The organism is Leptospira semungkisensis (assembly GCF_004770055.1).
Classification (GTDB): domain Bacteria; phylum Spirochaetota; class Leptospiria; order Leptospirales; family Leptospiraceae; genus Leptospira_B; species Leptospira_B semungkisensis.
This window is the reverse complement of record NZ_RQEP01000018.1, coordinates 127,171-149,030: the sequence shown is the minus strand read 5'-3', so window position 1 is coordinate 149,030 and position 21,860 is coordinate 127,171. Positions and strand designations below refer to the sequence as shown.

Sequence of the window (21,860 nt, the reverse complement as noted above, 5' to 3'; positions counted from 1 at the left end):
AAAGGCGTTGAAGTTTCTGGATATATTGTTTAGGAATTCAGCAAATAGCATCCAAGGTACGAAATGATCACTACTCCTGGAAAACCTCTACACCTTTCCTGTATCCCTAGAGGGGAGGCGTATGCTTTAAAGGTTAATATTTCCAAGAATGAAATAGGAATCATTTATCGAGTAACAGCAGTTCTATATGTCCATGGATGGAATATAGAAGAAGCCATTGCAGAGACCTCAACCGACGGATATATCCAAGATATATTTATCGTTAAGCGAATTGATGGAAGTCCTATGACGGACGAGCATTTAAATGCGATCCATGCCGATTTAAAGGAATTATTCTACGGTGGGATGTCCGTTATGAATTATCTTGCTCTCCACCCTGAAAAGATGGAGACCCTTCGAGCTAAATTGGAAACTTCTCCGGAGATCTTTTTATTTAACTCGGAGATCAGTGATTCAACAGTAATGGATCTTAGGATGGAAGATAGACCCGGAATATTATTCGAGATCTCTCAGATCTTATTTTTGTTCGGTGTGGATATTCTTTCGTTTAAAGCGGTAACCGATTCCGGACAAGTGCGGGATACCTTTCTTCTGAGATTAGAAAACGGTTCTAAGCTGGATGAGAATCTTCACTTCTTCCGATTGAAAGAAGCATTAAGTGCAGTTCTTTAATCTATTTCTTCTTCTAAACTGCAGATCTTTTTTCGGATAAAATCTTTTTCTACTTCATTCTGAGTCAGCTCGAGAGCATCTCTATAAGATTCTTTCGCTTCTTGTATTTTACTCATTCTGAATAAAATATCCGCTTTTGCTAAATAGAAGGGAGCAAAGGCCTCTAAGTCAGCATGGACAGAATCCAGGATCGACAGTCCTTCTTGCAAATCACCAACCATGGAGACTGCAACAGCATAGTTCAATCGAATGACTGGAGTATCCATAAAGCTCAAAAGAATTTTGTAGAAGTGTATGATTTCCTTCCAGCTTGTATATTCGGGACCAGGAGACTTGGAATGCAGAGCACTGATCGCGGCTTGGATCTGGTACGGACCAAGATGTCCGATATGGAATGCTTTTTCGACTAGGGTTAAGCCTTCTTGGATTTCATCTTGGACCCAAAGAGAACGATTTTGTTCATTCAATAATTTTAATTCTCCATTCTTGCCGAGTCTTGCATTCCTTCTGGAATGATTGAGCAGCATAAGAGAAAGCAAACCTAAGATCTCAGAATATTGGATTTGTGGAATTTCGATCTTTGTCGGTATATTACGAACAAGTAATTCTAAGACTCTGCAAAGTCGGATCGCTTCTTCGCAGAGATTTCCTCGCATTAGTTTATCACCAGCAGTAGAAGCGTATCCTTCCGTAAAAATTAAATAGAGTACTGTAAGTACTGAATTCATTCTTTCAGCCAATTGTTCGGTGGAAGGAACGGAGTAGGGGATCTTTTCCTCTCTGATCTTTCTTTTTGCCCGCACTAGTCTTTGTGCGATTGTAGGAATGGGAACTAAAAAGGCGGAGGCGATTTCAGCCGTACTCAATCCACCTAATGTGTGCAATGTGATTGCGATTTGTTGTTCCGTAGACAAAGAAGGATGACAGCAGGTAAAGATTAGCTTTAATCTTTCATCCGGGATCTCTTGATCATCCTCTATGGATTGTTCTTCCATTTTGATTAATTCTTCTAAAATGCTTGGATCGACGGAGTCGGGTCTTTTTTTACGAAATCGATCTATAAGTTTATTTCTTGCGACAGTGGTCAGCCACGCTCCCGGTTTTCTAGGGATTCCTTTTTTTGTCCAATTTTCCAGAGCGATCAGAAAAGCATCCTGTAGTATCTCCTCTGCGATGCCCAGATCTCCCGCCATTACGACTAACACGGAAAGGATCTGGCCGTACTCTCTACGGTGCAGTTCGTCTATCAGAGAATGTACTTCGTTCATTTCAGGGAATTGCGTAAGGATGATCGGCCCGCCGAAGACGATTCTTTGGGCGGGCCTTTCCTTTATTTCATTAACACGATTGGACGGACTTCTACTGCGCAACGCTTGGCAGCGGGGCATTGTGAAGCCCACTCGATTGCTTCTTCCAAACTCTTACAGTTTATGATATAGAATCCTCCGAGTTGTTCCTTGGTTTCTGCAAACGGACCGTGTGTAGAGACGATTTTTCCGTCCTTGCTTCTAACAGTTGCAGCGGAAGAACTCAAGTGAAGTCTTTCTCCAGATACGAATACGGAAGCCTTGATCAGATTCTCCGTAAAGATCCGATAATCCTCCGATGTTTGCGCAAATTGACTTTGGGGAATATCCGCGAAATCCTTTTCATCCACGTAAATAAGCAGTTGGTATTGCATTTTTGGCTCCTTGGAGGTTCTCTCACCTCTGAAAGACCGACGCAATCGGTATCTCGAAATCGACATACTTCAAAAAAAGTAGAATCTCTTTCGGAAAAGATCGAGGTTTTAATTCTTAGGATTTGGCTGTTTTACAAAGATAAACAAGCCTAAAAATACCAGGCTCAACAACCAGGAAATTAAAAAGGAGAATTGAGGTCCTTTCTGGGAGTATAAGATACTAAATATAATAGGAGAAAGTCCTCTGCCAAGAGAACCAAGACTTCTTAAAATCCCCAAATTCTTTCCTTGTTCCGATGCAGAAGAGAATAAGGATACGATCGCAGAAATGGAAGGATTTAAGAATGCGCTTCCCATCGCAAGGAATGTCAATGCAGCAAATAGTATGTATTTGGATTCTTCGGGTGTTAAGACGGATGCGGAATATAAAAGAAAGAACCCGATCACTAAAAAGATGGAAGCGAGTATGCCCACTTTCTTTTCGGGGACCTTGCCACTTATCCTACGGATCACTCCGCCTTGGATGAATACTATGATCATCCCTATATAAACGAAAGTGTATCCGATGCTAATCGGCTTGAATCCCAAGAATTGATCCAAATAGAAGTTGAGAGAGAATTCGAATCCGGAAAAGAATAATAGAAAAAACAGATTTAGAAATGCGATATATAAGATCTCTTTGGAGCCTAGATCTAATACTCCCAATACTGGATGCACTCTTCCTTCTCTTGCTTTTCTCAAATTATGAGGAAGTGTTTCTCTAAATCTAAAAAGCACCAGAAGAAGATTCAATAAGGAAGCAGAAGTCGCCATGAGCGCGACAGACGGAAAGATGGTCATCTTTTCCCAAGGAATAAATGGAAGAAGATAAGAAGGATCCGTATGAGCTAGTATTCCCCCGAGAGAAGGTCCCGCAATGAATCCAAGGCCGATACCGGCTCCGATCATTCCCATTCCTTTGCTTCTGTCCTGCTCGGTGGTAGAATCTGCGATTGCAGCAGTCGCAACGGAAATGTTTCCTCCCATCAATCCGGTGATTAGCCTCGAAAGAACGAAGAGAGAAAAGCTGCCCGAGAAAAGCCAAACTAGATAACCTAGAAAACTTCCGGTGCAGGTAAGTACTAAGACTGGTCTTCTGCCTGTGGAATCGGAGAGCTTTCCCCAAATCGGAGAGAATAGGAATTGAAGAATAGAATAAAGACTAGCGACGATCCCACCAAAAAGAGCCACGAACAATTTCCAGTCAGCGATCCTTCCATCAAGGATCTTGGAAGTGAGTCCTGCCAAAAGATCTAAGACAGGATCTCCTGCTTGCGCTAGAAAATGATTTAGGGTTTCAGGAAATACAGGAAAGATGAGAGAGAATCCCATCATATCGATGAAGACTGTGAGAACTAGGATAAGGGATTGTTTCCTCATGGGCGGGTTCGGATGTATTACCTAATATCCGGAACCCTGTTTCTTTGTCCCGAATTTTTCTCCGCCCTTGAGAACTGCTATTTACTTCTTCGTTAGTTTTTTCAATTCCTCGATTGCTGCCTTGGCCTTAGTCTTCACATCCTCAGGTAGCATCTCGTCTATTTGCGAGGAGATCTTTGCGAAGTTTTCTTTGAGTTGATTTACAACTGCGACGGAGCTATCGTTCGCGCTCTTCAATTTTTCCTGAGCGTCCCAAACGGTTTTTTGGACCAGGTCTCTGAGGCGATTTGCCTGCTCGGATTGGTCTTGAGCTCCCTTGATTTTTAGCTCTTGGTATACCTTATCCAGGTCGGAAAGACTCTGTTTGAGCTTGTCTTCTCCGGATTGAAAGAGTGCGATTCCGGCGTTTAGAACGTCCATAAGTGCTTTTTCCATAATAGATCCTCCGATGACAGGGAACCAAGATTATAATAAAGAGGCGGATCGGTCCAGCGACTTGCGAATCCTCCTCGGAAAAAGCCTAAATTTCCGAAAGAGAAGGAAGCATTTTGGATGAGTAAAAAGGAAAAGAATTAGGAAGGATTTTCCAGAAGCTTACGAATCTGGTCTCGGATCTTAGCGGCGGTCTCGTAATCTTCTGCCTTGAGCGCGTTATCTAGGGAATCTTGTAGGATCTCCAACTGAGATTTAGGAAGTTGGGAGATCTTTTCTTTGCCAATGGTCTCGCCAGGGATCTCATCATCCTTCATTACAATTCCTGCCTCTTCGATCACTTTTTTGGCAAGGTAAATAGGAGCATTTGCGCGAAGAGCGAGAGCAATGGAATCACTCGGACGTGCGTCTAGAACGATTAGTTCCTCGTCTTTACGAAGAGTGATCTTGGCGTAGAAGGTATTATCGATAATTTCTTCGATAGCGATCTTGACAATTTGCACTCCCAGAGTTGTGAGAAGAATTGTCATTAGATCGTGGGTCATTGGTCTAGGAGGTTTTGTCCCTTCTAGAACCGAAGTGATGGAATGAGTTTCTAAAGGACCGATAAAAATCGGGACCACTCTCTGATCGGAATCGTCTTTGGCCTTTAAAAAAACGGCAAATCCGACATTTGTCAGAGAGATATTATATATGGTCGCTTCCAAAAGATCCATTTCCTAATATTTGAACCTATCTTTGATTCCCGAAATGTCAAGCCTTCTAAACCTGGGGCTCAAGTCGAGTTTAATCCTTTAATCCAAGTGTCGATTTCAGAGCACATTTCCTTTACGACTGGCATGTGGAAAACGATACCTAAGTGACCCTGTTCGTAGGTGATTATCTTATTTTTTTTATGAGGAAGTGCAGCTAAATCATTTTCGATGGTCTCGCTTGGAACAACTTTATCTACAGAACCTAGAACGGAGAAAAGAGGGATCTGTAAATTTTTCTGAAGAGCAGTATAATCTAAAGTGCCATCATACGAAAGAAAGGAACGATCTTGGCTGAGCTGAGATCGCAGAAATTGCAAGACCACTTTCGTAGATTCTTCACAGAAAATATCTTCGATTAAAAAGTACCATTCTGGAGGAGAGATTTGTTTATATCCAACGAAGTCTCTCAGATTTACCACCTTCGCATGTAAGTCGAAGGACACTGCTCTCAGGGAAGAGTGAAGTCCGAGTAGGAATTTAAAGAACTTATTCAAGTCAACTGTAGGCAATGTAGTCTGCAGAGAAAAAGAAGTCAGATCGAATAGAAAATCGGAGATTGTTTTAGAAGGAACAAGTTTCAATCCCATCTTCAGAATATCTAAACCGGGGATCTGCGCTTGCAGACGAATGAAATTCGGAGAAGTAATAGATACGATCCCTGCAATGGAATCTTCCGGATTCGGAAGTGCTACAGGAGAATTAGATTTACGTTTCACAATCTCATCATAAGCGGAGGAGTAGAATCGAGGGATCATTCCCCCCATACTATGACCTACCACTACAAGTTTCTCATTCGGGAAATTGTCTCGAATCCAAGCTAAGACTGCTGGAAAATCCTCTTGGATAAAATCGTCCACCGTCCAGCCTTCTCGGATTCCGAAAAGTGGAAGGGTCCTTCTGGATCTTCCCCGCATATCCATAGAGAAAACCCTATATCCATGACGAAGACAGAGCTCTCTCGCCACCTTATCCATAACGGATCTTCTGCAAAAGAATCCAGGTATGAGTAGAAGGTTCTTTCCGCTATCATTTCGATCCTTTGGCTCGAACCTTTTCAAACTGACCGAGTATCCATCTCCGGAAGGAATGATATAACTCGCATCTAAGCGATAGGATCTCTGGTAGGTATGAGAATCAAAAACGATCGTGGTTACAGGTTCTTCCTGACCGAAGCCTCGAGTATAAAAGAGATGCTTGGCTCTAGAGTGAAGATCCGACTTTTCTATGTTCTTTCTGGCGTAGTAGGGGTCGCCCTTGATCCCCATTTCCTTGGAGATCACAAAGTCGACGATATCATATAGGCTGTAGAGTTGTTGGCGAACCTCTTCTTCCTGCTCGGGAGTCATATTGTCCCGACGAATTCCCCAAAGCATGCCGATCGGAAAGCCTTTGATGAATAAAGGGATCCCTGCGGCATAGTTCATTGTCTTAGTAAGAAGTTGTTTTAGGTTAGGGTGGACTCTCTCATCATCCAAGCTATGAAAGTAAACTTCCGGTCTTGCCTTCTTCTCCACGGAAAGGATTGCTTCTCGTAAATATCTAGCGGAGAGATTGCCCGAATCCTGGATCGAAATTGGGATCGTGTTCTTGATGAATTCTTCAATGGTCTGCACCCCGATCCGATCCGTGACCTGCTTCATTTTGAAGTGAGTCGCGGAGGCTACTATTTTGAGATTCTTGTCTTGGATCGCTTCAAAGATAGAATACTGAAAGACCGGCTTTCCGTTAGGAAGGGTCATGGAGACCATCTTATTCACGAAGGCGGTCCAAACTTTCTGGATAAATAAGTTCGTACTCTCGGAAAGAGGAAAAATATAAATGTCCTCTGCTCCGACGGAATAAGTTCCCCCTTTTCTGCGGGGCTTGGGGTTGACCTTTCGGGCTAGGGTCTGGTCCATTGTTTAAGTTTCCAATCCGCCCTTTTGTCTGGCAATCTGGAATTCCTAGGGAATTTGCCTCTAAAACGCTGATTTAAGAGGGATTCGCCTAATTTTCTTGGATCGAAATTTAGAAATCTTGGATGGACTACTTGCCTGTGCAAAGACGTATTTGCGCTTTCTTCTCTCCGCTGAATTTCCAATCTAGATTTCCTTTCATCTGGGTTACTAGTAATTTCACGAGTTTAAGCCCTAAACCTTCCGAGGATTCCATATCGAAATCTTTCGGAAAGGGAACACCATTGTCGGAGACTTCTAAGTTCACTACTGTCCCTTCTTTTTTAAGAAGGATCCGAACTGTTCCTTCTCTGTTCCCTGGAAATGCATATTTAAGAGTGTTTGTGAGAAGTTCGTTGACTACCAATCCGAATGGAATCGCAGTTTTAGCATCCATTTCCAAGGGTTCTAAATCCTGCTGAAGAGAGATTCGATTCTCGTCCTTATGAAAGGCTTCTAACAATGTCCTTGTGATTCTATGGATATATTTATCCAAACGAACTATATGAGAACCATTAGAAGTATAGAGTATATCATATAGATTTCCTACGGATTGGATGCGGTTCACTATGTTTGCGAGTGAATTCTTTACGCTCTCATCAGAAGAACTGTCCGCTTCAATCTCTATGATACTGCTTATCATGTTCAGGCTATTCTTCGCTCTATGCTGCAATTCTTGGAAGAGATACTCTCTTTCTTCCAAATCCTTGGAAAGGGATTCCATTGCGATCTTGGCTTCTGTGATATCCACTGAGGAACCTATATAGCCTTTAAATATTCCGGACGCATCCGTGATCGGGATGCCATTGTCTTGGATCCATCTCCATTCTCCTTGTTTATTGCGAAGCCTATAGCTCATGGAGAATGATTTTCTTTCTTCGAAATGAGTGCTGTATGTATTATAACAATTTACTATATCATCCGGATGGATTCCATCGGCCCATCCGAAGCCGAGCTCGTCTTCCATTGTCTTTCCGGTGAAATCCAACCAGGTTTGATTGAACCAGCTAAATTTCTTATCTGTTCCTGCGATCCAGATCATAACCGGAGCAACATTTGCGAGATTGCGGAATCTGGACTCGCTTTCCTTTAAATTTTCTAGAAGGTCGTATTCTTTAGTAATATCACGAAAAACTAATACAGAACCTATGATATAACCTCTTTCGGAACGAATCGGAGCAGAAGTCTCGGAGATACGATATTCCAATCCGTTTTTGGAAACGAGTAGAACTTCATTCTCGAGGCCCATGATCTTGCCTTTGGGAATTACATGATCGATCGGATTCCTGATCCGACGTCTTGTCCTCGCATTTACGATTCTAAATACTTTTTCGATCGGTTCTCGGATAGCATCTTCTACGCGCCAACCGGTTAGAACCTCGGCAACATAGTTCATGTCCGTGATATTTCCTAATTCATCTGTGGAGATTACTCCATCTCCTATGGATCTAAGGGTAGCTTCTAGTAGCTCTTGGTTTTCTTTTAGAGATTCTTCGCTTCTTTTTAATCGAAGATGAGATTCGTAAAGTTTGAAAGCCATCTTGATGGAGGCGAGTAGAACTGTTTCTCCTGAATTCTTTACCACGTATCCGTAAGAGGTGATTTTTTCGGTTTTGGCAACTACTTCAGGTTCGGTGTGGCTGGATAAGAATACGATGGGAATATCTCGTAATTTAAGGATCTTTAATGCAGCGTCGGCGCCGTCCTCTTCTTCTCTTAGATCTATGTCCATTAGGATGAGGTCTATCGTGTAGTCGTTCGTCGCAAATCGGATGGCTTCATCCGCAGAGTAGGCTGGAATAACCTTGTATCCATTTTTTTCTAATCTCTGGGTTTCGGAGAAGGCGATGATCGCTTCGTCCTCCACGAGAAGGATTGTTTTCTTTCTCTCCGCCTGGGGCAAAAAGTTTTGCTTAAAGATCTCTGCAACTGTCTGGATCATTCCATTTCTCCTAACGTAGTCTGTGTCAACGGCTGATATATTTTCTTTATTTTGACACAATTTCCCTCGGAAGGAATTTTGAAGCAAGCAAAACCGAGGAAATTCGATTTTTATAATATAGTCCGAAAGGTTGAGAAGAAGGTAGGTAGAAAGTATTATAGAGACATAATGGAAGAATTTTGTCTCATGCTGGTTATGTAGTGTAAGATATCTTTGTTAGGTGAATTGAGTGCGTGTGTGATTGAAGGATTTGCACCTGCAACCCGGAGATTCTGAATCTGATGTATGAACTATGAGAAATGAAATTTTGGGCCCAGAAGGACTTGAACCTTCGACCCGCAGATTATGAGTCTGCCGCTCTAACCAACTGAGCTATAGGCCCGAGAGCCTCCAGTTTTTTGGAAGCTCGGTGTGTATCAAGTCGATTTTGCGGAAAGTCACTTTGTTTTCAGGTAACGAGCAGGATTTCCAAACCATTCCTTTAGATCGGACCTTTCTCGATAGAAAGTGATGTAAACTGTATAAGCCTCATCTCTTTTTCGGATGAGATAGAAAAGGATCTGCAAGGGATTTCCTCCGGAGATATCTTCCTTGGTCCATTGTAGGATCTCCGCATTCTCTAGTTTGATCTTTTCTGGGGGAATATTCGGAAATACAGCTTCTAAGACTTGGATGCCGGTTTGTTCGTCTCCAGTCCGATCCAATTTTCTCCAGATCGCCAACCAGGCTCTGTCTTTGAGAGGAACGGCTCTCCATCTTTTCCTGGATTCGGTTCGGACCAGGGCTTTTTCCGGAAAATCAATTTGCAGGAAGTTTTCCTGAAATTTCTCTCCTGGCTGATAGACTTTCTGATCCGGGTCGAGAGGTACGGAAAAAACAGGAATGGAAATTAAGAGTACGATTGAGAAGCATACAGAACGAACTGCATTTGATAAGAGAGGGGAATAGAAAATAGCAATTGGTCGACGGAGGAACTGTTCTAAAGAACGAGCAAAGATCAAAAGATGATCTCCTCTAAGATAAGTTCTCTATATTTCGTAAGTTGAAAGACTGGGATGGATTGCTTTTCCTTTCGATCCGCTATGGTATCCTCTCCCTTCTTCTTGAATCTGGAAATGGTCTTGTTCTCGAAGACGATGACTCCTTGGTATTCTCCGCTTACCTCGTACGGAGCTCCTCCTGCGAGTCTAGAAACATATTTTCGTAATCTTCTATCGAATTTATTGTCCCTGTATTTGTAATACACCGTATGTCCATTCCAGTCATAGAAGACCGCATAGTTTCCTTGCAGTCCCTGAAAAAATAGTTTCAGATCTACCGGAAAATCCGGAGAGGAGTCGCTGAGCTTGTCTTTTATATCCAAGGCACGAGGTTCTTGGAGGGGAATCGTGCCTCTATAGGTATTTCCTGCAGGTTCTGCGAGTATATTAGCGATGCTGAATGTACTCAGAGAAATCCAGGTCAGACCGAATGTAAGAACAGAAAAACGCACTATTCATTCTCTAGATCTTCTGATTCGGGAGGTTTTCCCCCGCCACCACCACCGCCAGAAGGAGGTGGGCTGCCGCCATCACTTGGAGGAGCGCCTCCACTACCTCCTCCGCCGGAAGGAGCACCTCCGCCATCTCCGCTCAGTGGAACAGGATTGGGGCCTTCTCCACTTGGACGAGATTTTCGGGAGCCTCCTGTCCTACGGGTTCCTGCGCCGGTTCTGGATGTATCCTTCTTCTCAACAGCAGGAGGAGTATAAGTCGGGTCCAATTTTTTTCGCAGTTGGTCCAGAGCAGTTTGGGCAGCTCTTTTGACCTTTTCACTCGGATCTCTTTGTGCCTTGTATTCTAGGATTTCTATAACAGAAGGATCTTCCGTTTCGGCCAAGTGCTTGATCGCTCTCAATCGAACTGTGGCATCGTCATCTCTGGCGAAAGAATATAATTCTTCTATAATATCCTTATCTCCTAGAGAGACGAGTGCTGTAATCGTATGTATTTTTAAAGCTTGGTAATCCTGAATATCATTCTTGGATTTTAAACTTCTGATCTTATCTAAAAGTTCTCTGAGAGGCGCGATTGCTGCGCTGGATTTGATCTTTCCGAGAGCATTCACCGAATACGCGCGAATCGTGATCGGTTCCTTCTCGTCCTTAACCGTATTGATCAGCACATTCTCTATGGAAGATTTCTTTACCTTTCCGAAGTATAATGCGATCTGAGCACGAACTTCGGGATCGTTGAATTTTTCCTGAAATCTGGCTTCTAATACGGAGAATGCGTCGCTTGCTTCCGGAAATTCCCCCAATGCGTCAATGAGTGCGATGAGAAAATTGGAATTCTTCGTGAAATCCTGAGCCTTCAATAGCTCGGTCATCGTGGAAATCCCGGAACTAAGTTTAAGCTTTTTCACCACATAGACCGCTTCTTTCTGAACGTCCTGCTGGTCGTGTTTGAGTAAGGCGATGATCTTATCTTCGAATTGAGTGAGTCCGAGTATTCCGGAAATCCTGAGAGCATAGATCCTCATGGACCAATCCGGATCCTTTGCCAGGATCACTCCGACTTGATCGTACAATTCTCCGGCGTCTTCTTTTGGAAAATCTTCTAGTTCACGTAGGGCAGAGGCTCTTTCTTTAGTGGTTCCGTATTTCAGAACTTTAGAAAGTACCTCTCTCTTTTTTCGGATCTGCTCTTCCGTATATTTTGGCTTAGGCGGAGCTTCTTTAGAGAATAAGAGTCCAGTCTGAGCGGTGAGGCAGAGAGTTAGGCAAAGTATCCAGAGGAATTTGGGAGAAATTTCGAATCTATTCTCCCGATTGTTGCAATTTGCGGTTTTCTTCTTCAAGGTCCTTGATTCGTCTATTGAGTTCATTGATTAAGTGTTGGTTCTCCAGATTCTGCCGGAACTTTTCTATCAAAGATCTGATATCTCTGGTTAGATCCTCTATATTCCAAGGTTTTTCCACGTATCTGCTTAATCCGCCGAAATTAATCGCATGAATGGCCGAATCCAGACCCGCTTGTCCGGTAAGCAGAATTTTGATCGAATCAGGAGACCGTTTGTGGACGGATTCTAAGAAATCCGCTCCCTTCATGCCCGGCATGACCTGATCCGTAATAATGACTTCGATTACAAAGCCGGAAGATTGGATCTCATCCAAAAGAGCCAAGGCCTCTTCGGCGCTTCTGGCAGTCTCGATCTCATGAGTCTTACCGAACTCGTTATGAAGTTGTTCCTGGAGAGTTTCCAGAACCGACACTTCATCATCGACACAAATAATATAACCTTTATTCATAATCCTGACCGAAATAGGACCGGCTTCCCGGAACTATAGAGTCTTTGAGATGAATTCGAGAATGTCAAGTAGGAAGAATTCTTGGCACGTTACAGCTTCGAGCCCATTTTAGAAGTTTTAGTCCAAGACCTTACTTGCTCTAGGGATGAGTCTCTTGATTTCTGGGGGAAGGCTCGGCACCTCATTGCAAAAGGATCTCCAGTTCTTTCCCGAGCCTGGAAAACTAGAATGAAATTCTGTTAAGGCATTTTCCCAATCAGCAAAAGAAGAAGTTTCAGAATCGAGTTCTGCTAGGATCCGGATCGGACTCCACTTATTTAAGGAATCTAGTACGATCGTTCTTGCTTTCCATCGAGATTCAGGCGAATACCTCGCGGAATATAGACTTCTTTTTCTTTCTAGAAAAAAACGATCGTATCTCTCGTATCCGCTCGCTCTGCAATGTGTCTTTCCTGATTCTCTAGAAAAACCGAATCCTTTCAGTAGAACTGCTGTAGCTCCTACACTCTGGAAGAAGGATACAGCCAGTCCGGAAACATTTAAGGTAGGATTTTCTAATATAGGAGCATTCGGAAAGAATCTGGCTCCCAGGATCTGATCCAATGGGTGAGTAGAAAGATAAATGATCTTAGGATTTTCCAATTCGAATATCTTGGAAGAACCTCCAAACCAAGTCAGGATGGGAATGTCTTTCGGGAAATTCTCCGGAAAATGATAGGAAGTTCCAAGTCCGCTATCTATCGAAAGTACAGCATGAGGTCGGATTCCACTTTCTAATAAAAATCCAAGAGCAGTATCCGAGGAGAGTAGAAAGACATTTTCTCGATTCTCTCGGATCCAACCGACTTCCTTCTCCAAATTGGGAGATGCTCCTAAGAAGCATCCGATCCGTTTTGGGTTTGGGGGAAGGGTGCGCGTGAGAATTTTGTAGGCACTTCGACATTCTTCCGACTCTTTCAGATGCTTGAAGAAGTTCCGGACCCAGAGTCTTCCGTATTCCGCCTTGGCCGCTTCATTTTGAGAGACAGGTTTCTTTGTTTGAAAGAAGGAGAGGATCTCTTTGCAAATTTCGGGATAACGTCTTTGGTAGGCGGGATGAACGAAGACTCGTATGGAGCGGATCTTAGGATCCAGCCAGGATTTTTGTTCCGCTTGGATAAACTTCTTCCAATCGAAGAAGACTTTCGGAGTTTCGATCTCGGATTTCTGAGAGAGAAGAGCATTTAGCTCAGGCATCCATTCCGGGCCGGCTATAGATTCCAGTTCACCAAACGGTTCTAATAGAAGAAGGGTAGGGTTTGAGTTTTCTTTTAAATAAGAAAGTAAGTGATAGCCGCAGCCAATCCCAACTAGGACAAGTAGCTCTTCTTTTTTTAGGTTGGAAGGAATTTGGCGAGAGATTCTCTCGCCTTCTTTTTGTGGATCGTGGGTGGAATGTAGATAAAAGGAGGAGGATTCCTCCTTTAGATTCATAGAACTGTCAGATTGACGAACTAACTGAAAGATAGATCAGTCCTCGTCTGCTTCCTCTTCAGAATCCTCTTCTTCGTCTTCGTCTTCATCCTGATCATCGTCATCGTCTTCATCATCGTCGTCGTCAGAATCCTCTTCCTCATCGTCATAGGATTCTCCCTCTTCTCCATCTTCCATATCCATAAGAGGTTTCGCAGCTTCTTCTGGAATGAAATCTTCTTCCATATCTTCTTCTGCGATAGGAGCTTGAGGCGCTTCGAATAGTCCGTTAAATTGAGAATAAGTGGCTCCGCCTGCTTGCGCAGCTTCTTGCTCGATGGCAGCTCTTTCTTCTTTCGTTACGTATTTGTATTGTACTTCGTCGTTAGCAAGTGCGAACATCGCTTGGACTGCGAGTTTACGGCCTTTTATTTTTTTAGGAAGTTCGAGTCTATCGATTCGATCCAGAACTTGGAAGCCAGCAACGGCTCTTTCATACTTGTTTTTTTTGGCCAGTTCAATTAATGTAACAATATCGAATTCTGAATTCTGATTCTGGGTCATTTTTCGTTCCTGTGGGGAGATAGAGGCCTTGGAATCTACCATAATTCTCGATTTCCCTTCTCTGTCAATCCCTTATATCTTTCGTTTATTCCTTGAATTTCAGGAGGAATCTCGGATTTTGGTAAACGCCCATGGATTCTCAGGCCAACTCCGATTCCAGGCTTAGTTACCCTCGATCCCGAGGGATTTTCTTCCGCCTAAATATTCTTTTTCTACTGGCTGCCCTAGCAGTCTGCGCGCCTTCCGAACAATCCAATCTAGGAGTGCAATCCTTCGAAGGAATTACCTTGGAAGGAAAAGCGATCCGGATCGCGGATATTCCCGCCGAAAGAGTCGCTTTGAATGTGTATGGTCCGAACTGCATCCCTTGCGTAAAAGAAGTTCCTGTTTTGAATCATCTGCATGCTGAATTGCAAAAGGATCCTCATATTAAACTGTACATGGTCGTAGATCCTACAGTATTCTTTGATAATCCTGAAAAGCTTTCTGAAGAAGAGCTCTTGAAGCAAGCTTCCGTCTTGATGAAGGAAGAAGTGAGGAAGTTCGGAATTAAGCTTCCAGTAATCATCATGAAATCTCCTTTTCGTATTTCTCGCAATGAAGGTCTTGTGACGGGAACTCCGGAGACTCTTCTATTCAAAACGAAACCATTAGTACTTTATTATAATTTTATAGGCCCCATTAGTGAAGAGTCCGATGCGGTCAAGATTCCGAAAGACATGAAAGTGATCTTTTTCAAGAGAATGGCCGGTCAATCATGAGATGCCTTATTGTGCGATTCAAGGATTGCGAGGGTCCAGGCACCCTACTCGAGGCAATCGAATCTAGAAATTATAAAATTACTTATCTGAATGCGTATGATCCCAGAGTGCATTTGATGCCCGGGGCTCATCAGATGTTCGACCTTGTTGTTTTACTCGGTGGACCTCAGACGGTTCATGATTCATCTCAGGCACATTTCTTTCGTCCTTGGTTGGACCTCGCTTCGAATCTGATTTCTATGAAGGACAAGAAGGTAATCGGGATCTGTCTAGGCTCTCAGATTCTTGCCTCCGCATTAGGTGCGAAAGTGTATGCGGGTGATAAGGGCCCGGAAGTCGGTTTCTCGGATGTAAAAATAAGCAATCCTTCTCATCCTGCTTTTAAAAAATTGCAGAGCCAGACTTCTTTTCCGGCATTCCATCTGCATGAGGATGTATTCGATCTTCCCAAAGGTGCGAACCTTCTCTTGCAAGGAAGCTTTTATCCGAACCAGATGTTCGAGTTTGAGAATCGGATCTTTGGGATCCAATGTCATTTAGAAGTGACCGAGTCTATGCTCAAGACCTGGAAAAAGGTCCATTCCGAGTTTATCAGAAAAGCCGGATGGATTCCTGGACCGGAAACGGAAGATCTGAGGTCTCAAATGGAAGACGCAGGCAAAGCCCTATTCGAAGGGATTTTGGATTTATAATTTTCTTTGGCCGAAAAGGTTTCGGTGAAATTCCGAAACAAGATACATTGAATTGAAACGATTGATGGTGCATACATGATACAGAAAATTTTAAGGGTCCTATTCGGTAGCAAATACGAAAGAGACCTGAAACGACTTACTCCGATAGTTCTTCAGATCAATTCCTTAGAGGAATCCATTCGCGCGTTAAGCGATACGGACTTAGCTTCTCAAACTAGAAAGTTTAAGGAGAGATTAGCAAAGGGCGAGACCCTGGACGATATTCTTCCCGAAGCATTCGCTACTGTAAGAGAAGCAGCTCTTAGAAAACTGGGGATGCGCCATTTCGACGTGCAGCTTATGGGAGGGATCGCTCTTCATTGGGGAAACATCGCAGAGATGAAGACCGGTGAAGGTAAGACCCTGACTTCTACATTGGCAGTGTATCTGAATGCGCTTGCTGGCAAGGGAGTGCATGTCGTTACCGTAAACGATTATCTGGCCAGAAGGGATGCCAACTGGATGAAACCGATTTACGATTTCTTGGAATTGCAGGTAGGGATCATCCAACATGATATGGAGCATGATGATCGTAAGGCAGCATACTCCGCAGATATCACATACGGAACCAATAACGAATATGGTTTCGATTATCTAAGGGACAATATGGTCTCTCATATCGATCATAAGGTGCAAAGAGCACATTTCTTTGCGATTGTGGACGAGGTGGACTCCATCCTAATCGATGAGGCGAGAACTCCTCTGATTATTTCCGGTCCTTCCGATGAGTCTACGGACAAATATGTTCGTATCGATAGGATCATTCCTAAATTGATCGAGGGCGAGGATTACGAAAAGGATGAGAAGGCGAAAAACACCCTTCTTACAGAGAGAGGGGTTGCTCACGTAGAAGAGATCCTTCAGATCGATAACCTATACGCTCCTCAGAACGTGGACCTAGTCCATCACGTGCACCAAGCTTTGAAAGCACATAAGATCTTTCAGAGAGATGTGGATTACGTGGTGCAAAACGGAGAAGTGATCATCGTAGACGAATTCACTGGACGTTTGATGTCAGGAAGAAGATATTCAGACGGACTTCACCAGGCTTTAGAAGCAAAAGAAGGCGTAACGATCGCAAGAGAATCCCAGACTCTCGCGAGCATCACTTTCCAAAATTATTTCCGCTTGTATGAGAAACTTTCCGGTATGACAGGAACTGCAGATACCGAGGCAGAAGAGTTTCATAAGATTTATAATCTGGATGTTATCGTAATTCCGCCTAACGTTCCTGTCCAAAGAAAGGATGCAGCGGATCGAGTTTATAGAACGGAGAAGGAAAAGTTCACTGCGATCTTAAATGAGATCACGGATTGCCAATCTAGAAAACAGCCGGTCTTAGTAGGAACTATTTCCATCGAGAAGTCAGAAGTATTGTCTAGACTTCTTTCCCAAGCAGGGATTTCGCATAATGTATTGAACGCCAAGTTTCACGAGAAGGAAGCGGAGATCATTGCGAACGCAGGAAAACCGGGAGCTGTTACGATCGCAACAAATATGGCGGGTCGTGGAACGGATATCGTGCTCGGAGGCGCTCAACTCTTCAAGGAGAGTTTGGAGTCCTGGATCGAATCGGATATCGTGATCAGCGAATTCAAAGAGGCAACCGTACGAGCCGATTTTGATCGGGCAAGTGAGATCTCTCAGAAGCTGGATTCCCAAACTAAAAGATCCAGAGCCAATGATATTTTAACTAGTGCTAAAATCTGGAGAAAGAACCACGAGGAAGTGCTCGAAGCCGGTGGCTTGCATATTCTCGGAACGGAAAGACATGAGGCGAGAAGGATAGACAACCAGCTTAGAGGTAGATCCGGACGCCAAGGGGATCCAGGTTCGAGTAGATTCTATCTTTCTCTCCAAGATGATCTGATGAGGATCTTCGGATCGGATCGGATTGCAGGCATCATGGAAAGATTGAAGATGCCGGAAGGCCAAGAGATCGAACATCCGATGGTCTCGAATGCAATTGCTCGTGCTCAGAAAAGAGTAGAAGGTCATAACTTCGATATACGTAAACACCTTCTGGAATATGACGATGTGATGAACCGCCAAAGGATCGTTATCTATAAGATGAGAAACGAGGTGTTGGAAGGCGGAGATGTTACTGTTCTTGTAAAAGATTTCTTAGACGAGATCATCGAAGCGCAAGTGGTAATGACTTGTGAAGGCGGAAATCCTAATAATTGGGAATGGGACGCATTAAAGGAATGGTTCACTGGTTTGGGACTTCCATGGGAAGTGAATCAAGACGAGATCAAGAAATCGAAGAACGCACAACTTGCTATATTCGATTCTTTGAATCATACTGCTCAGAAATTTTATCAAGATAAAGCGGACGGAATCGGTCCGGATGTTTGGAAATTACTAGAGAGAAATATCTTCTTGGATATTTTGGATCATCGTTGGAAAGAACATCTCTATTCCATGGACCATCTTCGTGAAGGGATTTGGACCGTAGGATATGGAGAGAAGAATCCTTTGGTAGAATATAAACTACAAGGATTCAGGATCTTTGACCAAGCCATAGAGAACATGAAGAACGAGATCGTAAGCTTCTTGATCCGAGTGGAAGTCACAGAGAAGACCCAAATGCCTGAAGAGAAAAAAGAATATAAAAAGGTTGGTCAGGAAGTAACGGGTGGCTTCCAGGAATTGACTGATTCAAAACCTAGAAACAAAGCTTCCGAAGCCTTGCCGGTAGCTTCCGGTGGTGGTGGCTCGGAAAGAAAAACCAGTCGGAGAAAACGAAAATGAAAGCAAAGTCTCTAGTAATCTTCTCTTTCGTATTCCTCTCTCAATGTGCTTATTTCTTTGGGGATACAAGCGGTAGAGAGGCAAAAACCCCTAAGCAATTGTACGCGGAATGTATGGCTACATTCCAAGACGATGCTAAATGTAAAGAATTCGTATTGAAGTCTATCCCAGACGCAGACGTTACGATCCTTGGACAGAATGCAGTAGCAGGTCCAGTGGATCCTTCTTCTCTTAAGATCCGTGCGGATCTGATTAAGTCTCTTTTGTACCAGAATAAGATCTTTGTGAAAGAATTGATCGGAGAACCGGACGAAAAGAGAACGATCAACAATTGGGCTCCCGGCATGGAGGAATGGGTGTATACAAGACCTATTTCTAAATATGCAGAAGGATCTAGGCCTGATAGAGAATTACGTCTGCATTTTCAAAAAGGAACAGTAGTGAGAGTGCTTCATACACCTCCCTCTGCTGCTCGTTGATAGAGATTCCAATTTCGTAAAATAGGAATTTTTTTAACGCACCAGATCCTTTTGTTTTCGGCGTACCGAATTGTTGACGAAATAAACGTCTATATTCTTGTGGCATAATAGTGCGGCGCATATCTTACATTCTGTTGGTTTTTCTTCAGATAGCTCTCGTTCTATTTTCATCCTCTTTGGAATGGATGAATAAGGAAGAAGAGAGCCATAAGATCGCCTTATCTCAAAATAAGAAAACCGCTCCCGTCTTTATTGAAGCCGACCTAAAAGATTCAGAAGGCTTAATTTATACTCAAGCTCGCGAGAGAGATACCAAACCGGTAGAGTTCATCGCAGAGACCATTGCTGATTCTCCTTGGACTCCTTATTCTTTTATCTCTAAGATCGTTTTTATAGACGGGCATAACAGACCGAAAGAATTCCTTTCTCTCTTACTCACGAATCTACCACCCCCAAGCGTTATCTAATTTCTTTTCAATTTGAGGGAGAGCTATGCCTTTCTAGGGGCAAACTCTATCTCCAGGAGTATTACAGCAAAAGACCATCTTTTGGGATAATTTCGTATATATATGATTAAAAAGGTGCTAGCATTTCTAATCTTGGTTTGGGCAACAGGCCAAACTGTTTCTCAGCAGCCGGAACCTTCTCCTAAACCGGAGAACGAGGCTCAGGGAAGCGGAGAGATCTTGCAGGTAGAGAACAGAGCTACCTCCAATCTCTCGAATGAAGATAAGGAAAGAACACAAATCCGTATAGAATTGGCGAAGGCAGAGGAACTTCTTTGGAAGAATAACCTCCTCTTGCTCGCTTCTAAGTTCAATATTGACGCTAAGAAGGCCGGAATAGAGCAAGCGGGACTCTACGCGAATCCGAATATCTTCATCGATCAGAGTATTTTCGCAGAGCCGACCCAACGTTATTTCGACTTTAGCAGGTCCGGACAAACGGTCGTTCAGATCCAACAAGTATTCCTACTTGGAGGAAAGATCGATAAAAGAGTTCGCGTTGCAGAGCTCACTGCAAAGATGAGCGAGCAAGAGTTTTATGATCTTGCGAGAGCCCTGATCACTAAACTTAGAAGGACTTTCTACTTCATTCATTATTATAGAGAAGCAATCGCTTTCTATGACGGAAGTTTAGCCGCTCTGGAAAAGACGGTATCTTCTGCGGATCTTGCTTATAAGAGAAGGGCAGTGCTTCAGTCGGAAGTTCTACGTCTTAAGGCTCTTCTATTCTTCCTAAGGAAGGAAAGAGAAGATCTTAGGATCAAGGTTTTGGAGAAGGAAGCTGATCTAAGAGTTCTCTTGAACGAAGACGCGTATAAAGCACCCGATGTCGCTATAGTTCCTGTTCTGGATGTGGACTTCGTAGAGAAGCTCACTCTAGACGAATTGAAGCTGGAAAATATTCTAAGTAAGGCAAGAGAATACAGGCCCGATCTGAAAAAGGCAGTGCAAGCCTTAAGATACGAAGAAGCCAACCTGGAATTGCAACATGCGAATGCGATTCCGGACCTTGCCTTCGGTCCTATGTACAATAGAGGGGGAACGGCGTTCCAGAACTATTGGGGGGTCACCGCTCAGTTGAATATCCCGATCTTTGATAGAAACCAAGGAAATATCAAGGCAGCAGAAAGATCCATTCTCGTCAGAAAGCAGGAATTGAAAAACCTCATCTTAGAAGTGGAAAATGACGTGAATGTTGCTCTAGCAACCGCTAAGGCCAAAGACGGCCTGTATCGTAGGTTCAGGAACACTTACACTAAAGATTACTCTGACTTAGCGCAGGATATGATCCTTAGTTACGAAAAACGTTATATATCGATTTTGGAATTTGCAGACTTCTTCGAAACGTATCGATCCAGCATTGTAGAGATGCTTCGCCTCCAAACCGACAGAATGGAAGCGATAGAGGGAGTGAATTACTCCGTCGGAACAGGTTTGCTAATACCAGGCTCGAAAAATACCGGGGCGTCCGGTAATACCCAAGGGGGCTCGAAATGATACCATCCTCAAACAAATTCAGAATCCTACTCATCGTTATAGTTGCGGCTCTATCGATCTCGATCGTGATCTTCGGTTTTAATAAACATTCGAAGAAGACCCCAGCTCATCCTCAGAAAGCGATCGTTCACGACAAGGGAGATCGGATCGAGTTCAAAGAAAATAGCCCAGGTCTGAATATAATTAGAACGGCTCAGATCGGTAAGCAGGATGATTTCGTAAATGTGGAGGCGCCTGCGAGATTGATCGCTACCACTGCTCCTTCCGTTTCGGAAGGAGAGCATATCGTTCTATTCGAATCGGCTGAATTAAACGATCTGTATGTAGGTTATATTCATTCCAAGAATAGTTTAAACCGATCTCGCAAGAACTTGGATCGTATCAAGGACATGTTCAAGCATAGAGTGGCTACTGAGAAGGATCTGGTCGAAGCAGAGACCAACGCAGGGAATGACGAGGCAGAACTTGCGGAATTTGAAGGAAAACTGAGAGCTGTCGGTTTAAACCCAGCACTTCTCGGCAAAGCCAACGGAAGGAAAGGTTGGATCATCTCCGACGTTCCTGAGTCCCAATTGACTAGTTTAAGAAAGGGTAAAAGAGTAATTGTTACCTTCTCCTCTTTCCCGAACCAACAGTGGAATGGAACCGCCGAAGCACTCGGAGATAACGTAGATCCTATGACAAGGACCGTAAAAGTTCGTATCGCGATCGAGAACGAAGGTTATAAATTGAAGCCGGGAATGTTCGCCACTGTCAAATTTCCAGAAGAGACTGGCGGAGATACTGTGGTCATTCCTTTCAACTCGGTTGTCACAGTAGAAGGAAAGAATTATGTTTTCGTGGAAGAGGTTCCGAATGAATTCTTCCGAAGAGAAGTTGTTCTCGGGATTTCCACTAGGGAACGAGTAAATGTTTTAGAAGGCCTAACTAGAGGAGACAAAGTCGTAATCGAAGGCGCGATCCTTTTGAAAGGTCTTAGTTTCGGATTTTAA

The 21,860-nt window shown here is 43.5% G+C and carries 21 protein-coding genes and 1 tRNA gene; 8 read left to right on the top strand and 14 right to left on the bottom strand.

Features of this window, described 5'->3' with window-relative positions:
* Window positions 1-63: 63 nt before the first annotated feature.
* The gene (locus tag EHO59_RS12170; RefSeq protein WP_135588363.1) at window positions 64-672 is read left to right on the top strand and encodes a hypothetical protein; all 609 of its coding nucleotides are present in this window, start codon (window positions 64-66) and stop codon (window positions 670-672) included.
* On the opposite strand, the gene EHO59_RS12165 is transcribed toward EHO59_RS12170, so the two are convergent.
* From EHO59_RS12165 to EHO59_RS12100, 14 genes are all read right to left on the bottom strand, one after another.
* Window positions 669-1,940, bottom strand: a complete 1,272-nt coding sequence (locus EHO59_RS12165) for an RNA polymerase sigma factor (protein WP_135588361.1) — start codon at window positions 1,938-1,940, stop codon at window positions 669-671. The genes EHO59_RS12170 and EHO59_RS12165 overlap by 4 nt on opposite strands.
* Window positions 1,941-2,002: 62 nt before the next feature.
* Complete coding sequence (locus EHO59_RS12160; protein WP_135588359.1) at window positions 2,003-2,353, bottom strand: YciI family protein; 351 nt, start codon at window positions 2,351-2,353, stop codon at window positions 2,003-2,005.
* Window positions 2,354-2,461: 108 nt separating this feature from the next.
* Window positions 2,462-3,772 (bottom strand): MFS transporter, encoded by a 1,311-nt coding sequence (locus EHO59_RS12155; RefSeq protein WP_135588357.1) that lies wholly within the window; start codon window positions 3,770-3,772, stop codon window positions 2,462-2,464.
* 81 nt (window positions 3,773-3,853) lie between these two features.
* Entirely contained in the window at window positions 3,854-4,207 is a 354-nt protein-coding gene (locus EHO59_RS12150; protein ID WP_135588355.1) for a phasin-related domain-containing protein, read from the bottom strand.
* A 137-nt stretch (window positions 4,208-4,344) separates the two neighbouring features.
* Window positions 4,345-4,920 (bottom strand): bifunctional nuclease domain-containing protein, encoded by a 576-nt coding sequence (locus EHO59_RS12145; protein WP_008592198.1) that lies wholly within the window; start codon window positions 4,918-4,920, stop codon window positions 4,345-4,347.
* A 59-nt stretch (window positions 4,921-4,979) separates the two neighbouring features.
* Entirely contained in the window at window positions 4,980-6,857 is a 1,878-nt protein-coding gene (locus EHO59_RS12140; RefSeq protein ID WP_135588353.1) for an alpha/beta fold hydrolase, read from the bottom strand.
* 127 nt (window positions 6,858-6,984) lie between these two features.
* On the bottom strand, window positions 6,985-8,835 hold the full coding sequence (locus EHO59_RS12135; RefSeq protein ID WP_135588351.1) for a PAS domain S-box protein: 1,851 nt from the start codon (window positions 8,833-8,835) through the stop codon (window positions 6,985-6,987).
* A gap of 308 nt (window positions 8,836-9,143) precedes the next feature.
* Window positions 9,144-9,217 (bottom strand) — tRNA-Ile (locus EHO59_RS12130).
* A gap of 55 nt (window positions 9,218-9,272) precedes the next feature.
* A complete protein-coding gene (locus EHO59_RS12125; RefSeq protein WP_246052882.1) occupies window positions 9,273-9,836 on the bottom strand; it encodes a hypothetical protein in 564 nt (187 codons plus the stop codon).
* On the bottom strand, window positions 9,833-10,330 hold the full coding sequence (locus EHO59_RS12120) for an LIC_11959 family protein (protein WP_135588349.1): 498 nt from the start codon (window positions 10,328-10,330) through the stop codon (window positions 9,833-9,835). Before EHO59_RS12120 ends, EHO59_RS12125 begins: the two co-directional genes overlap by 4 nt.
* Window positions 10,327-11,700, bottom strand: a complete 1,374-nt coding sequence (locus EHO59_RS12115) for a HEAT repeat domain-containing protein (RefSeq protein ID WP_135588347.1) — start codon at window positions 11,698-11,700, stop codon at window positions 10,327-10,329. Before EHO59_RS12115 ends, EHO59_RS12120 begins: the two co-directional genes overlap by 4 nt.
* Complete coding sequence (locus EHO59_RS12110; protein ID WP_135588345.1) at window positions 11,633-12,124, bottom strand: response regulator; 492 nt, start codon at window positions 12,122-12,124, stop codon at window positions 11,633-11,635. Before EHO59_RS12110 ends, EHO59_RS12115 begins: the two co-directional genes overlap by 68 nt.
* 117 nt (window positions 12,125-12,241) lie before the next feature.
* A complete protein-coding gene (locus tag EHO59_RS12105) occupies window positions 12,242-13,597 on the bottom strand; it encodes a 6-hydroxymethylpterin diphosphokinase MptE-like protein (RefSeq protein ID WP_135588343.1) in 1,356 nt (451 codons plus the stop codon).
* A 36-nt stretch (window positions 13,598-13,633) separates the two neighbouring features.
* A complete protein-coding gene (locus tag EHO59_RS12100; RefSeq protein ID WP_210413072.1) occupies window positions 13,634-14,140 on the bottom strand; it encodes a DNA primase in 507 nt (168 codons plus the stop codon).
* Window positions 14,141-14,271: 131 nt separating this feature from the next.
* On the opposite strand from EHO59_RS12100, the gene EHO59_RS12095 reads away from it, so the two are divergent.
* The 7 genes from EHO59_RS12095 (at window position 14,272) to EHO59_RS12065 (ending at window position 21,860) form a co-directional block, all read left to right on the top strand.
* Window positions 14,272-14,901, top strand: coding sequence for a TlpA family protein disulfide reductase (locus EHO59_RS12095; protein ID WP_135588339.1), 630 nt, complete (start codon window positions 14,272-14,274; stop codon window positions 14,899-14,901).
* Complete coding sequence (locus EHO59_RS12090; protein ID WP_135588337.1) at window positions 14,898-15,593, top strand: type 1 glutamine amidotransferase; 696 nt, start codon at window positions 14,898-14,900, stop codon at window positions 15,591-15,593. The genes EHO59_RS12095 and EHO59_RS12090 overlap by 4 nt, the downstream gene beginning before the upstream one ends.
* Window positions 15,594-15,668: 75 nt before the next feature.
* Entirely contained in the window at window positions 15,669-18,386 is a 2,718-nt protein-coding gene (gene secA / locus EHO59_RS12085; RefSeq protein WP_135588335.1) for a preprotein translocase subunit SecA, read from the top strand.
* Window positions 18,383-18,865: a hypothetical protein gene (locus EHO59_RS12080; RefSeq protein ID WP_135588333.1), complete on the top strand. Its 483-nt coding sequence runs from the start codon at window positions 18,383-18,385 to the stop codon at window positions 18,863-18,865. Before secA ends, EHO59_RS12080 begins: the two co-directional genes overlap by 4 nt.
* 185 nt (window positions 18,866-19,050) lie before the next feature.
* On the top strand, window positions 19,051-19,332 hold the full coding sequence (locus EHO59_RS12075) for a hypothetical protein (RefSeq protein WP_135588331.1): 282 nt from the start codon (window positions 19,051-19,053) through the stop codon (window positions 19,330-19,332).
* A gap of 105 nt (window positions 19,333-19,437) precedes the next feature.
* Window positions 19,438-20,868 (top strand): TolC family protein, encoded by a 1,431-nt coding sequence (locus EHO59_RS12070; protein ID WP_425460239.1) that lies wholly within the window; start codon window positions 19,438-19,440, stop codon window positions 20,866-20,868.
* Complete coding sequence (locus EHO59_RS12065) at window positions 20,865-21,860, top strand: efflux RND transporter periplasmic adaptor subunit (protein ID WP_135588327.1); 996 nt, start codon at window positions 20,865-20,867, stop codon at window positions 21,858-21,860. Before EHO59_RS12070 ends, EHO59_RS12065 begins: the two co-directional genes overlap by 4 nt.